Source organism: Frateuria aurantia DSM 6220, from assembly GCF_000242255.2.
Classification (GTDB): Bacteria; Pseudomonadota; Gammaproteobacteria; order Xanthomonadales; family Rhodanobacteraceae; genus Frateuria; species Frateuria aurantia.
In genome coordinates, this window is record NC_017033.1 from 2,286,200 (window position 1) to 2,299,813 (window position 13,614).

The following is a 13,614-nucleotide window of genomic DNA, read 5'->3' on the forward strand; positions in this document are numbered from 1 at the left end:
ACCATGGAAAACCAAGATACCACCGCCGCGGGAACCACCGTACTGCAAGCGGATGGCGGAGCAAGCATTCGCATCGAGAATGATGAGAGAGTGATATCCGCAAGATCAGCGCCCCCGAATCCAGCTCTGTCATATCAAGTGTAGGCCCCATCCACTACGAAGGACCCGCCAAAGACTTTGCCGCCGGCTGGGAAGGCCTGCAAACATCCATCAAGGCCTTGGGCATCCATCTCTTGCAAGGACTGGAGCTGGTTATCGCCGGCATAGCCTGCGCCATTGATATCGGTACGATCTGCTCTCAAGCCAGCGATACAGTGGATTTCACCATGTCATTGAGCGCCGTCAGAAAAGCCAAAGCCAGCGCGGAACAGCCGCCCCCGCCCAACCCTCCCGTCGAGATACCCGCTGGTGGCGGTGGCCATGGCGGCGGCGGCACTGTCGTTGTCGGGCCCTTGCAACCCGCAGGTCCACCGAGTCACGACAGGGATAAATGACCGCAGACCCCTTCAATCGGACAACGCCGCCATCACTGGCAGCCCGAGTCCCGACAGAACAGGCCCCGGCTATCGCCTCGCCTTGACGAGCAAGTCGTGTTAGGAGCTGAGGGGTAGCGAGTCCCGGCGCTGCCCGCCAGCCCTTGCTGCACGAGGATCCGGGGATCCGGATACCGCAACGTGCAGCGCGATCCGGCCCGATCGGCCGCATGCCGACTGGAAACCCGGCAGTCCATACAAGCTCTTCCGCCACCAGCGTCCCGCGGTGGGCATTCCGCCACCCCGGGATCCGCGCTGACGGCGGTGGATACATGCTTTGGGCATATCGCCATCACCAAGACTTATGAGTACATACCTCGACGCGTGCTAGCTTGCCTGTTCGCAGGGGATGTCGGCACGCATCCCGATAAGGTATGGAACACGGGGGAAGTCATCTATGGGGTCTATCGAGAGCATGCATGTCTCAACATCTGCAGGCTCGCGGAGGGTCTGTCCCGCTCTTCGTCTATTGCCGGGCCTGAGCCTGCTCGGTCTGTGCCTGCAGCTGCCGGCACAAGATCTGCAGTTCAAGCAAAGCACGCATTCCGACAAACAGATCTTTGCCGCGGCACGCGGTACGGAGGACGCCAGCGCCAAGGTTGCCGCACTGCAAAGCTTTGTCCGCGCTTATCCGCAAAGCCACTTGGTCGAGCGCGCGCAATGGGAAGTCTTCAGCACGCTGGTCAAGCGCCTGCCGCAGCGGCTGCCGGCTATCCAGTCCCAGGCCAGGCTGCTGATCAGCCACGCCGATGCAGGCCTGGACAGCATCGAGACCCGCGCCGAGATCGCCGACAGCCTGGCCAACGCCGGCGTGGATCTGACTGACGCCGAGTCATGGGCCAGCTCGGCAGCCGCAAGCTTGACCGAAGCCCGGTGGCAGCAATGGCAGCGCGACCAGCATCAGGCGCCTGCCGACGCGGCGGCACAGGCAGAATCCGGCCGCCAGTTCCATGAATCCCGGGCCGAAGTCCTGGCTGCGCTGGCCAATGTGCAATGGCATCAGGGCAAGGTCCAGGCCACCGCAGCCACCTTGCGGGAAGCCGCCGCGCTGGACCCTGACTCGGACGAGGTCAATGCCTTGAGCGGCGAAGTCGCCTACGCCGCACATCAACCGGCCGTCGCGCTGGATGCCTATGAACGCGCCCAGCTTGCCGGCGAGCTGCAGCCCCTCCAGCACGAGCACTTCCTTGCCGCCTATCGCGACACCCATGATGGCCGTCTTGACGGCCTGGAGCAGGCACTGGATGCGCGCTATGCGACCAGCTACCCCTTGCCTATTCCCCGCCAGCCAGCACCCTCCGAAAAAGGCAACCGCACCGTACTGGTCGAATTGTATACCGGTGCCGGCTGCCCGCCTTGCACGGCCGCCGATCTGGCCCTGGAAGGCGTGCAGAACAATGCCCCCCGAAAGCAGGTCGTGGTGCTGGCCTTCGACCAGCATATTCCGCGGCCGGACCCGCTGGCCACCCCGCAAACCGTGGCGCGAGCCAAGTGGTACGGGATCCTCGGCACTCCGACCTTCTATGTCGACGGCCGCCAGGCCGATGTCGATGGCGGTGGTCGCAGCCATGCGCTGGCGACTTATCAGGCCTTGTCCAGGTCGATCCAGCAACAACTGAGCACGCCGGCCCCGCTCGCCCTCACAGCCCAGGCCACCCAGAATGCCGAGGGCAAGGTCCAGGTGCAGATCCGGCAAACCGCAAGCTCGCAAGACCAGCTGCTGCCACCGGCCGACCTGCACGTGGCCCTGGTCGAGGATCATGTGCGTTACAGCGGCCAGAACGGGATACGCTTCCACGAAGCCCTGGTCCGTGCATTGAGCCATGCCGACGGCACGGCCACCGCAAGCCGGGCCAGTTTCGATATCCCTGCCCTGGAACGGCAGCAGCGCACCTACCTGGATGCCTATGAGCAGCACAATGATCGCTATGGCCCGATCCAGTTCCTCAACAAGGACATCCCTCTGGATCCACGGCATCTGGCTGTGGTCGTGTTCGCCCAGGACCCCGTGACCAAGATGGTGGCACAGGCCCGCTACATCCCCCTGACGCCGCCGGCAGGAACCTGAGCCCATGCGCCCCCTCTTGCACGCCGCACTCTGCATCGGCTTCGCGACCAGCCCGACCCTGTTGCAAGCCAGCAGTACAGACCCCGAGCCGGTACGCTGGACCACCAGCCCGACCCAGGTCCCGGTCAGTGCCGGGCAGACCGTCAACGTCATCCTGCATGCCGATATTCAAGCCGGCTGGCATCTCTATGCCCTCAACGAACCCGATGGCGGACCCCATGCCACGGAAATCGGAGTAGCACAGGGCGATATACCCGACCTGCTCAGCGTCAGCGAGAATCCACCGGTCGAGCGCTATGACAGGGTCATGGCCCGACGCCTGCGTTTTCATCTGGATCGTGCCGACTTCAAGCTGCAACTCAGCCTCCCCGCCGACAGTCCCACCGGTCCGCACACCGTGCACTTGCTGGCCCGTTTTCAGGCCTGCAGCGACAAGCTGTGTCTCCCCCCGCGAACCCGAAGCGTCACCACCGTGCTGACGGTCCAGGCCATCTGAAGGCGACTGAAAGCGAAAGCAGGCCACGGCGGCGGCTGCAGCAAGGCAAATGATACGGGGCAGGCAGAGCCGGCTCCCATCGCTTGCACGGCAAGCGGCCTCTTGCCTGCCTTCCGCCATCGGAGCCAGCGGCCAGCCGCCCCGTCTGGCGCCGCGGGCCAACACAGCAAACCAGATGGTTCAGCAGGCCGCGAGCACAATCCATGGCGAATAGCGGAGCTCGGCAGCACAGGCTTGCGCCATCAAGGGGGCCGTGCGAGCAGGCCTCCGCGTCGCAGCCCGGCCTGCGCCGTTCCCGGCCGTGTCCCGGTGTGCGAAACTCACGCCATGATCGTGCATTTCTATACTCCGCTCGCCATCCTCTGCTACCTGATCGCCACCGGTCTGCTGGTACGCCCCCTGCTGAACGCCGGCCCGCCGCTGACCAAACCGGCCATGGCCGCGGCACTGGTGGCCGTGCTGCTGCAACTGGCCGTGTCGCTGGGCCTGCATCGCGGCGCGCTGGATCTGCATTTCTTCGCGGCCTTGGGTCTGGTCGCCGGCACCATGTCGGCACTCACGGTCCTGGTGAACATGGCCCGCCCTGTCGCGGCCCTGGGCGTGATCGTATTTCCGTTGACGGCGATCCTGCTGGGCACCGATGTGTATCTGGCGCCTGCCACCACGCCGTTGCAGATCGACTGGCAGATCAAGCTGCATGTCACCATTGCCCTGCTGGCCTTTGGCGTGCTGCTGATTGCCGCTCTGCTGGCGATTTTTCTGTCGATGCAGGAGCGCGCCTTGCGGCGACACCGCTTCAATGGCTGGCTGCGGGTACTGCCACCACTGACCCTGACCGAGGGGCTGCTGTTCAAGCTGATCGGGGCCGGCTTCGTGTTGCTGACTGCCACCCTGATCACCGGCGCCCTGTTCGTCGACAACCTGTTCGGCCAGCATCTGGTCCACAAGACGATCCTGTCGATTCTGGCCTGGCTGGTGTTCGGCGCCCTGCTGTTCGGTCGCTGGCGCTACGGTTGGCGGGGCCGGCCGGCGGTCAATCTGACGCTGATCGGGATGGGCATGCTGATGCTGGCTTTTCTGGGCAGCAAACTGGTGCTTGAACTGATTCTTCACCGGGTCAACTGATCACCCCGGCTTGATCGCCGCCGCCTGAAGATAACCTGTCTTGAACCGTCTGCTTGAAGCTTCCCGCAGGAAGCCAAGGAATCCCCTCCTGTGAGTGCAGTTGTCGATTACCTCCTGACCTTGTCCTGTCCGGACCGCCCCGGCATCGTCGCCGCCGTGACAGGTGCTCTGGCTGCCGCCTCCGGCGACATTCTGGAAGCCCAGCAGTTCGGCGATCGCGAGACTGGCAGATTCTTTTTGCGGATCGCCTTCCAGGCCCCGGAGCGCGATCAGGCCGGGTGGACACAGATCCTGGCCACGGTGACCCGCCGCTTTGAGCTGCAATGGGCCTTGCGACCCCGACATGCCTGCCGCCGCGTACTGCTGCTGGTCTCGAAGTTCGACCACTGCCTGGCTGACCTGCTGTATCGCTGGCGCATCGGTGAACTGGCAATGGAGCCGGTGGGCATTGTCTCCAATCACCCCCGCGAAACCTATCCACATCTGGATTTTGACGGCATTCCCTTCCACTACCTGCCGGTCGGCGTGGATGGCAAGGCGGCCCAGGAGGCCCGGCTGTGGCAGCTGATCGAGTCCAGTGGCACCGAGCTGGTGGTGCTGGCCCGCTATATGCAGATTCTCTCCGATGAACTGGCCGAAAAACTGCAGGGACGCTGCATCAATATCCATCACTCCTTCCTGCCCGGCTTCAAGGGCGCCCGTCCCTATCATCAGGCCCACCGGCGAGGGGTGAAGCTGATCGGCGCCACCGCCCACTTCGTGACCGCCGACCTGGACGAAGGCCCGATCATCGAGCAGGACATCGAGCGAATCACGCATCTTGATACGCCGGAGGACATGATCCGGATCGGACGCGATATCGAACGCCGCGTACTGGCGCGCGCTTTGCGCCTGTACCTGGACGACCGGGTCCTGATCGATGGTCACAAGACGGTGGTGTTCACCTGAGCTGAGCCGACTTTCACGGAGGAAGCCATGAAGCTGATCGGAATGCTGGATTCGCCCTATGTCCGCCGCACGGCGATCTCGCTGCGCCGGCTGGGCATTGCTTTCGAACACCAGTCGCTTTCGGTGTTCCGCGATGTGGAGGCTTTTCGCCTGATCAATCCGGTGATCAAGGCACCGACCTTGGTCCTGGATGACGGCACGGTGCTGTGCGATTCCAGTCTGATCATCGATTACGCCGAAACCCTCACCGGCCACAGCCTGCTGCCGCTGGCGGCACCGGCCCGGGCCCGCGCACTGAGACAGGTCGGGCTGGCCTTGCTGGTCTGCGAAAAGACGGTGCAGTGGATCCATGAAACCCGGCAGCGCCCGATCGAGGCACAGTTCGAGCCCTGGCGGGAACGAGTGCTGGCGCAACTGCGGGCTGGCCTGCAGGCACTGCAGACCGAGATGGAAAACCAGCCCGATCAAACCTGGCTGGCCGGTCCCGAGCCTGGCCAGGCCGATATCAGCCTGAGTGTGGCCTGGACCTTCCTGCAGCATGTGCAGGCACTTCCGGGCGCTGAGACGACGCGGGCCTATCCGGCCATCGCCGCACAGGCCGCCCGCGCCGAGCAGCGCCCTGAATTCAAGGCTTTCCCCCTGAACTGAACACCGTGCCGCCCTGCTGCCACGATGCGGCAGCAGGATGGTCGCAGCGGATTCAGTCGCCCATCTGCTTCTGCAGATGCTCGCGACGTTCCTGCGCATCCAGCGACAAGGTCGCGATCGGACGCGCATCCAGACGCTCCAGACCGATTTCCTCGTCAGTTTCTTCGCAGAACCCGTACCGGCCTTCCTCGATCCGGCGCAGGGCCTTGTCGATCTTGGAAATCAGCTTGCGGTAGCGGTCACGGGTGCGCAGTTCCAGCGAGTTCTCGGTCTCCCGGGTAGCCCGCTCGGCCTCGTCACCGACATCGCGCACTTCGTCACGCAGGTTTTCCATCGTCTGCCGTGACTCCTCCACCAGCTGGTCACGCCAATCGCGCAGCTTGTTGCGGAAATAGGCCAGATGACGGGGATTCATGTACTCCTCGTCGTTCCGCGGGCGGTAACCAGCGGGCAGCTCAATCGTGGTGGTCGACGGCAAGGCATAACGGCCGTCTTCGCGGGTCACGCCGTTTTCGAGAGTCGCTTCTTTACTGTTCATCGGTAACGTCAAAGGCTTGTTTGAGGTGGATAGTACAGGGCTGGCGACGGATGTCACCAACTCCGCAACGGGGGGCTCCGGCGGCAATGCCGCGGCATGGATCTGCTGTTGGTGACCTGTACCCGTCGCGGAGGGCTTCGGCGCCGCCCGCTTCGAACCGGTCTTGGTGGGAGTGGCACTGGATCTGGATCGAGACGGGGCAGGCTCCGGCTTGATGGCTGCAGTCTTGCGGCTTCCGGCCTTGTCGGCTCCGGCCGCAGGCTTCCCCGCCCCGGTCCTGGCAGCCCGTTTTGCAACCGAGGGCGCGAGCGGCTTGTCCGTCGCGCCGGCTTTCCCAACGACATCAGTCGTCTTTGCCATATCCATGTACCTAATCGGCCCGGCAGCCCAGCGTTATAACTGATGTCGTATGGCCCAGCAACCATCTTTCTGTGATAATCAGCTGTCCGGCCCCTCTGGGCCGGGCCATCTGCCGCCACAAACGGAGCCCCGGCCCTCCCGTGACCCGCATCCTGATCTGGCTGCTGAAAGGCTACAAGCGCTGGCTGAGTCCCTTGCTGGGACAGCGTTGCCGCTTTCATCCCAGCTGCTCCCAATATGCCCAGACCGCGATTGCCCGGTTTGGCCCCATGCGTGGCTGCATCCTCACCGGCTGGCGCCTGCTGCGCTGCCAGCCGCTCTGCGAGGGTGGCCATGACCCCGTTCCCGAACGCTTCCACTTGCGTGGTTGCCGCACCCGAGAGATGACCGATGCCCAATGACTGGCTGATCAAAAACGCCGAACTGATCAACGAAGGCCGCCGTTTTCAGGCCGACCTGCGCGTTCGTGACGGTCGCATCGACAAGATCGCTGCCGACATCACCGCCCTGCCCGGCGAGCAGGTCATCGACGCCAGCGGCCTGTGGCTGCTGCCCGGCATGATCGACGATCAGGTGCATTTCCGTGAACCGGGCCTGACCCAGAAAGCCGACATCGCCCATGAATCCCGCGCCTGCGCGGCCGGCGGCATCACCAGCTACATGGAAATGCCCAATACCCGTCCGCCGGCCCTGGACCGCGAAACCCTGGAAGCGAAGTACAGCCGCGCGGCCGAAGTGTCGGCGGTCAATTACGCCTTCTACATGGGCGCCAGCAATGACAACCTGGAGGCGATCAAGAATCTCGATCCGAAGGCGGCACCGGGCGTGAAGGTATTTATGGGTGCCTCCACCGGCAATATGCTGGTCGACGATCCCGAGGTGCTGGACGGCATTTTCAAGCATGCGCCGACGCCGATCATCACCCACTGCGAAGACACGCCGATGATCGACGCGCTGCATCAGGCGGCGCGCGAAAAATACGGCGAGGCGATTCCGGCCCGCGAGCATCCGCTGATCCGTTCGCGCGAGGCCTGCATCAAGTCGACCCGGCTGGCCCTGGAGCTGGCACGGCGCCACGACAGCCGGCTGCACGTGCTGCACATCTCCACCGCCGACGAACTGGCCTTGTTCGAGCCCGGTCCGCTGGAGGGCAAGCGGATCACGGCCGAGACCTGCGTGCATTTCCTGCATTTCAGCAGCGATGATTACGAGCGCCTGGGCTTTCTGATCAAGTGCAATCCGGCGATCAAGGATGCCGCCGATCGCGATGCCATCGTCCGCGCTCTGGCCGAGGGCCGCATCGACGTGCTGGCCACCGATCACGCGCCGCATCTTCTTGCCGAGAAGGAGCAGGTCTATGACAAGGCTCCCTCTGGCCTGCCGCTGGTGCAGTTCGCCTTGCAGGCCGCGCTGCAGCAGGTCTTTGCCGGGCATCTCAGCCTGGAACGGGTGGTCGAGGCGGTCAGCCATGCCCCGGCGACCTTGTTCGATGTCGACCGACGCGGCTTTCTTCGCGAAGGCTATGCCGCCGACCTGGTGCTGGTCGATCCCCGCAAGCCGCATCGGGTGACCCGCGAGGAAGTGCTGTCCAAGTGCGCCTGGTCACCGTTCGAAGGCACCCGTTTCGATGCCTCCATCGTCTCGACCTTCGTCAATGGCCAGCGGGTCTGGGACGGCCGTCAGATCGCCCCCGACGTGCGCGGTCAGCGGCTGCAGTTCGACCGCTGAGCCACGCAGGACTGGTCCGGACTCAGCCGGCCGGCGGCGATGCCGCCACCAGCTGGGCCCGGATCAGACGCAGTCTGGCCTTGACCCGGGCCTCATCCGCCGGCCCCAGCCGTATCATCAGCTTCTGGCCGGCGGACAGGTCCTGCAATTGCGGATTCGCATAACGATACAACGGCGCCGCACTGGTCAGGGCCACGGGATCCGTCACATTGGGTGCCGCCAGCAGGTGATCGATCACGGCGACCAGACGGTCGTTGAAATAGGCATGCGGATAGCCCAGGTCGCGATAAGCCTGCTGGAACAAGCTGTAATGCTGCAGATACCAGGCCACCACGGCATGCGGATCAGCCTGCTCCAGCAACCGCAGATAACGCTCGTAACGCCTGGCATTGGCCGGACTGATGACCGGACCGGTCGGTGTCTGCTGGACCTGGAAGCTGCCCTGGGGCACGCGCAGGGGCAGGCTGAACAAGGGTACCATCTGGCGGGGCAAGGCATCGACGGTACTGACACAGCGCTGGACCAGATCGCCACTGACCAGCAGGCTGTCCAGCAGGGATCCGGTGAACAAGGCCCGCAGACTGCCCAGCGTCTCTTCCGGCCCGGGATGGGCCAGCGGAATCAGCGGCTGGGCACTGCTGGCGGCCGCGGCAGGCGCCTGCGCCACGGGATGCTCGACGGCGGGTGCCGGCGCGGAACCCGGGACGGCGACGGCGGTCGATGTGGTAGCCGCTGCGGGATCGGCAGCCGCCGGGTGCAGCTTGCGCCAGATCAGCAAACTTCCCGCGATCACCACCACCACGGCCAGAATCACCAGCCAGGGTCCCGTCGACTTGTTGCGTCTTGCGTATTGCGATGCCATCTCACACCTTGTGCGTGAGCAGGTACCCCGGACGTCGCCTCCGGTCAGCCGATACGGGGGCCTGCCATTGAAATCAGTCCCCACTCTAACGGATTCACGGTGCCAGCGGGGCCCGGATTCGAACGCTCAAACCGAAGGCGCCGCGCCCGGCGGCTCCAGGGCCAGCTTCGCCAGCCGGTCCAGCTCCTCTTCGAGGAAGCCGGCCTCGACACGGGCCGGGCGATTGAAGGGCCCCCGCAGCTGGGTCCCCATATGCTGGCGCACCAGTCCGAGAAAGGTTTCGATCGGCTCCCGGCCTTCCAGATCGCAGGCATGGCGGAACCAACGGGTCCCTGCCTTCACGTGGGCGACCTCCTCGCGCAAGATGACTTCCAGCACCGCCACCGTGTCATCGTCACCCACCGCCTGCAGGCGAGTGATCATGCCGGGCGTCACATCCAGTCCGCGCGCTTCCAGCACGCGAGGCACCAGCGCCATCCGTGCCAGCAGGCTGTCGGCTGTACGGCAGGCCATCTCCCACAGACCGTTGTGGGCATCGAACTGGCCATAGTCCGAGCCCATCGCCCGCAGCCGCTGGCGCACCATCACGAAATGGCGCGCCTCGTCGTCGGCGCAATCGATCCAGTCCTGATAGAACGCCGGCGGCATGCCACGGAATCGGTACAAGGCATCCAGTGCCAGATCCACTGCGTTCAGCTCGATATGCGCCACGGCATGCACCAGTGCCTGCCGCCCTTGCAAGGTGCCCAGGCCGCGCTGGGCCAGGGTCCGCGGCGAGACCAGTCGCGGCAGCGCGGGACGCCCGGGCGCCGGCATCGGCTCCGCCGCCGGCGCATCGAGGTCAGCGAGATGCAACTGGCCCGCCATCCAGGCTCGACGAAGCGCCTGCGTCAGCCGGATCTTCTCGTCCGGGTCGCAGGCCTGCAGGCCCTGCAGAGCACAGGCCTGCAGCTGGTCCGGAATCAGCCCGCTCACACGCTGCGACGGGCAGCCTTGGCACTGTCCGAACGCGCCTGCTCGATCTGGCGCAGATAGCTGTCGTCGAGACCGGTCACATATTCACCGGAGAAGCAGGAAGTATCGAAGTGCTTCAGATCTTCGTTGCCATCCTGCACGGCCCAGACCAGATCCTTCAGATCCTGATAGATCAGCCAGTCAGCGCCCAGGTACTGCTCGATCTCGGGTACGGTGCGCCCGGCGGCCACCAGTTCGGAGACCGCCGGCATATCGATGCCGTAGACATTGGGGTAGCACACCGGCGGTGCCGCCGAAGCAAAGAACACCTTGCGTGCGCCCGCCTCGCGCGCCATCTGGATGATCTGCTTGGAAGTGGTGCCGCGGACAATGGAGTCATCCACCAGCAACACGTTCTTGCGCCGAAACTCCAGGCTGACCGGATTCAGCTTGCGGCGCACCGACTTCACCCGTTCTTCCTGGCCGGGCATGATGAAAGTACGGCCGACATAGCGGTTCTTGACGAAACCCTCGCGAAACGGCACGCCCAGTGCCTCGGCCAACGCACTGGCGGCCGTGCGCGACGTGTCGGGAATCGGAATCACCGCCTCGATGCCGTGGTCGGGGCGCTCGCGCAGGATCTTTTCGGCCAGCTTCTCGCCCATCCGCAGACGGGCCTTGTAGACCGACACGTCCTCGATCATGGAGTCGGGACGGGCCAGATAGACATATTCGAAAATGCAGGGGCTGTGCACTTCGCCCTCGGCGCAGCGACGCGAGAACAGCTGGCCATCGCGGGTGATCAGTACGGCCTCGCCCGGCTCGATGTCGCGCACCCGCTTGAAGCCCAGCACGTCGAAGGCCACCGATTCGGAAGCCACCGCATATTCCTTGCCGGTCGCGGTCTCGCGTTCGCCCAGTACCAGCGGACGGATCCCGTTCGGATCGCGGAACGCCAGCAGGCCATAGCCCAGCACCAGGGTGACGCAGGCGTAGCCGCCGCGAGCCCGCTTGAAGACCCGTGTCACCGCGTCGAACACCTGATCGGGACTGACCGCCATGCTGCTGCGCACCTGCAACTCATGAGCCAGCACGTTCAGCAGCACCTCCGAGTCGGAGTCGGTATTGATGTGACGCAGGTCGTCCTCGAACATCTCCCTGCGCAGGGACTCGGTATTGACCAGGTTGCCGTTGTGGGCGAAGGCCAGGCCATAGGGCGAATTCACGTAGAACGGCTGGGCCTCGGCCGAACCTTCCGAGCCGGCCGTGGGATAGCGGCAATGGCCGATGCCGATATTGCCGCGCAGGGCGCTCATCGACTCCTGGTTGAACACGTCGCGGACCAGACCCTTGCCCTTGTGCAAGCGCAACCGGGCGCCATCCTCGGTCGCGATGCCGGCGGCATCCTGGCCGCGATGCTGCAGCACGGTCAAGGCGTCATACAACGCCGAAGCCACCTGGCTGGTACCCACAATACCAATGATTCCACACATGAGCTTTACCTGTTCTATGTCGCAACCGAAGGCGAAAGAAAGGCCTCCGGTGAAGAAGTGGCTGCCGGCGGCGCAGGCCTGCGCTCCGGAACAGATGTTGGCGCGGCAGGCCAATGCCGCAGCAGACGGGCCGGATTCAACTGTTGATAAATATCGGCGGGCAGCTGCGAACTCAAGCGGGCAGCCACATTTTCAAAGCGAGGCAGCAATTGCGACTGCTGCCACCAGGGATCACGGGCGAAGGCGGTAAAGCCAAGCAGGAAGACCGTCAAAGTCACCAGCAGCACGCCCCGCACCAGCCCGAAGACCATCCCGAGCAAACGGTCAGTGCCGGCCAGCCCGGTGCTCTCGATCAAACGGTCCAGCACGAACCGCAGCAAGGCTCCGGCCACCAGCACCGCAACGAAACACAGCAGATAACCACTGATGATCCGCGCCGAAGGCAGGTCGAGGGAGGCCGGCAGCCTGGCCGCGACCATGGGGCCGTAATGCCAGGCCAGCCAGGTCGCCACCATCCAGATGCCCAGCGCCATGATTTCGGAGACCAGTCCACGCCACAGTCCCACCAGCACGGACAGCAGCAGGACAGCCAGAATCAGCTCATCGGTCCAGTTCATGGAGAGTATCGGTGGTTCCGGGCCAGACAGGGCGGCGGAGAGCGGCACCATGCACCCGGCCCTCCGTAAAGTCCGACATGATACCGCGACTCCTGCCCGAACGGGGCTGCGGTATCAGGGCGCGCTGACGATATTGCCGCTGATGCCCAGCTTGCCACGGATTGCCTCGCGGACACGGCTCGCATCGGCGCGCTGAGTCTGCGGACCGGCACGTACGCGCCACAGCCGCTTGCCGGAGACCGCCACCGAGTCTACATAGGCATCGAAACCATTGGCACGCAGGCGATCACGCAAGGCATTGGCATCGGCCTGGGTGCCCATCGCGGCCAGCTGCACTGCCCAGCCGCCGGCGCGACCTGCCGCCGGGGTCGCCGCCGCTGCCCTGGGTGCGACAGCCGCGGCATCACCCGCCTGGTTGCTGGCCCCGGACTGCAGTCGGGCCGGCACACCCGGCACGCTCTGCACGATTTTCAGTCTGGCTGCCTCGGCGGCAGCGCGGCTCTCGAAGGGACCGGCCGTCACCAGCGCCAGGGTCCGCCCGGACTGCGTGATCGGTCGAGCCTGCGCCGGATAACCCAGCGCCTGCACCCGGGCAATCAGATTGCGGGCGCTGGCCGACGATCCATAGGCACTCAGATTCAGGCTGTAATGGCCATGCGCCGCCTGCGCCGTCGGGGCAGCCGCACGCGGCGCAGCAGCGGATGGCGCAGGCGTCGGTGCCGCCCTCACGGGCGCGACAGGCGCCGGAGCCGGATGGCGACGACGATCCGGTATCACCGGCTCGCTGCCCTGCCCGGTTTCCACATCGGCCGGACTACGCGACTGGATATCCACCCGGGCCAGATCACCGCCCCCCTTGTGCGCGATCACCGGCTCGTTGGCCGCAGGCTGGGCCGCTGACGACGAGACCTGCGCCGCCGGCGCCTGGGTTGCTGCCGGCGGCGTCTGAACCGCCGGCGTGCTGACGGCGCCCGCCGGCGCCGGCGGTGCATTCGAGGTCAGGTCCATGGTGCGGGTCTGCATATCCGCCGAAGGCTCGGCCGGAATATCCAGACTCACATTCTTGTCGCCTCCCGGCGGCGTAGGATTGCTGGAAAAGAACATCGGCACAAATATCACGGCCAAGGCAATCAGTACCGCAGCTCCCAGCAGTCGCGTTTTCAAATCAGGCTCCCAAGCGGCTTGGCCATGAACAGAGCGCTGATTATAGCGGTCCCGCCGGCAACGCCAAGCGCAGCAAACCG

13 protein-coding genes are annotated in these 13,614 nt (G+C 64.9%); 7 read left to right on the top strand and 6 right to left on the bottom strand.

All coding sequences use genetic code 11. The features are described from left to right. Positions 1-948: 948 nt before the first annotated feature. From FRAAU_RS10690 to FRAAU_RS10710, 5 genes are all read left to right on the top strand, one after another. Positions 949-2,601, top strand: a complete 1,653-nt coding sequence (locus FRAAU_RS10690; RefSeq protein ID WP_169314761.1) for a DUF1223 domain-containing protein — start codon at positions 949-951, stop codon at positions 2,599-2,601. Between the two features lie 4 nt (positions 2,602-2,605). Continuing rightward, positions 2,606-3,097 (top strand): disulfide bond corrector protein DsbC, encoded by a 492-nt coding sequence (locus tag FRAAU_RS10695; protein WP_014403545.1) that lies wholly within the window; start codon positions 2,606-2,608, stop codon positions 3,095-3,097. Positions 3,098-3,424: 327 nt separating this feature from the next. Beyond that, complete coding sequence (locus FRAAU_RS10700) at positions 3,425-4,222, top strand: cytochrome C assembly family protein (protein ID WP_014403546.1); 798 nt, start codon at positions 3,425-3,427, stop codon at positions 4,220-4,222. Positions 4,223-4,312: 90 nt separating this feature from the next. Then, a complete protein-coding gene (purU, locus tag FRAAU_RS10705; protein ID WP_014403547.1) occupies positions 4,313-5,170 on the top strand; it encodes a formyltetrahydrofolate deformylase in 858 nt (285 codons plus the stop codon). 27 nt (positions 5,171-5,197) lie between these two features. Beyond that, on the top strand, positions 5,198-5,818 hold the full coding sequence (locus tag FRAAU_RS10710) for a glutathione S-transferase family protein (protein ID WP_014403548.1): 621 nt from the start codon (positions 5,198-5,200) through the stop codon (positions 5,816-5,818). A 52-nt stretch (positions 5,819-5,870) separates the two neighbouring features. Here the strand turns inward: FRAAU_RS10710 and dksA are convergent, their stop codons facing one another. After that, on the bottom strand, positions 5,871-6,716 hold the full coding sequence (dksA, locus tag FRAAU_RS18025) for an RNA polymerase-binding protein DksA (RefSeq protein ID WP_425598073.1): 846 nt from the start codon (positions 6,714-6,716) through the stop codon (positions 5,871-5,873). A gap of 140 nt (positions 6,717-6,856) precedes the next feature. Here dksA and yidD point away from each other — a divergent pair, with 140 nt between their 5' ends. Both yidD and FRAAU_RS10725 read left to right on the top strand, forming a co-directional pair. Continuing rightward, positions 6,857-7,117: a membrane protein insertion efficiency factor YidD gene (gene yidD, locus FRAAU_RS10720; protein ID WP_014403550.1), complete on the top strand. Its 261-nt coding sequence runs from the start codon at positions 6,857-6,859 to the stop codon at positions 7,115-7,117. After that, positions 7,107-8,444 carry a dihydroorotase gene (locus tag FRAAU_RS10725; protein ID WP_014403551.1) on the top strand — a complete coding sequence of 446 codons (1,338 nt, stop codon included), beginning with the start codon at positions 7,107-7,109 and terminating at the stop codon, positions 8,442-8,444. Before yidD ends, FRAAU_RS10725 begins: the two co-directional genes overlap by 11 nt. Before the next feature lie 22 nt (positions 8,445-8,466). Here FRAAU_RS10725 and FRAAU_RS10730 read toward each other — a convergent pair whose 3' ends face one another. From FRAAU_RS10730 to FRAAU_RS10750, 5 genes are all read right to left on the bottom strand, one after another. Beyond that, positions 8,467-9,306: a DUF3014 domain-containing protein gene (locus FRAAU_RS10730; protein WP_014403552.1), complete on the bottom strand. Its 840-nt coding sequence runs from the start codon at positions 9,304-9,306 to the stop codon at positions 8,467-8,469. A gap of 126 nt (positions 9,307-9,432) precedes the next feature. After that, complete coding sequence (locus tag FRAAU_RS10735) at positions 9,433-10,281, bottom strand: ferritin-like domain-containing protein (RefSeq protein ID WP_014403553.1); 849 nt, start codon at positions 10,279-10,281, stop codon at positions 9,433-9,435. Beyond that, the gene (gene purF, locus FRAAU_RS10740) at positions 10,278-11,753 is read right to left on the bottom strand and encodes an amidophosphoribosyltransferase (protein WP_014403554.1); all 1,476 of its coding nucleotides are present in this window, start codon (positions 11,751-11,753) and stop codon (positions 10,278-10,280) included. Before purF ends, FRAAU_RS10735 begins: the two co-directional genes overlap by 4 nt. Before the next feature lie 14 nt (positions 11,754-11,767). Then, complete coding sequence (locus FRAAU_RS10745) at positions 11,768-12,370, bottom strand: CvpA family protein (RefSeq protein ID WP_052317884.1); 603 nt, start codon at positions 12,368-12,370, stop codon at positions 11,768-11,770. A gap of 114 nt (positions 12,371-12,484) precedes the next feature. Beyond that, the gene (locus FRAAU_RS10750; protein WP_014403556.1) at positions 12,485-13,534 is read right to left on the bottom strand and encodes an SPOR domain-containing protein; all 1,050 of its coding nucleotides are present in this window, start codon (positions 13,532-13,534) and stop codon (positions 12,485-12,487) included. Between the last annotated feature and the right edge of the window lie 80 nt (positions 13,535-13,614).

What these genes read in the sequence shown, in the direction of transcription:
- FRAAU_RS10690 (WP_169314761.1), top strand. Translation starts at nt 949, where the DNA reads ATGCATGTCTCAACATCTGCAGGCTCGCGGAGGGTCTGTCCCGCTCTT.
- FRAAU_RS10700 (WP_014403546.1), top strand. Translation starts at nt 3,425, where the DNA reads ATGATCGTGCATTTCTATACTCCGCTCGCCATCCTCTGCTACCTGATC.
- FRAAU_RS10710 (WP_014403548.1), top strand. Translation starts at nt 5,198, where the DNA reads ATGAAGCTGATCGGAATGCTGGATTCGCCCTATGTCCGCCGCACGGCG.
- FRAAU_RS10745 (WP_052317884.1), bottom strand. Translation starts at nt 12,370, where the DNA reads ATGAACTGGACCGATGAGCTGATTCTGGCTGTCCTGCTGCTGTCCGTG.
- dksA (WP_425598073.1), bottom strand. Translation starts at nt 6,716, where the DNA reads ATGGCAAAGACGACTGATGTCGTTGGGAAAGCCGGCGCGACGGACAAG.
- FRAAU_RS10695 (WP_014403545.1), top strand. Translation starts at nt 2,606, where the DNA reads ATGCGCCCCCTCTTGCACGCCGCACTCTGCATCGGCTTCGCGACCAGC.
- purF (WP_014403554.1), bottom strand. Translation starts at nt 11,753, where the DNA reads ATGTGTGGAATCATTGGTATTGTGGGTACCAGCCAGGTGGCTTCGGCG.
- FRAAU_RS10730 (WP_014403552.1), bottom strand. Translation starts at nt 9,306, where the DNA reads ATGGCATCGCAATACGCAAGACGCAACAAGTCGACGGGACCCTGGCTG.
- FRAAU_RS10725 (WP_014403551.1), top strand. Translation starts at nt 7,107, where the DNA reads ATGCCCAATGACTGGCTGATCAAAAACGCCGAACTGATCAACGAAGGC.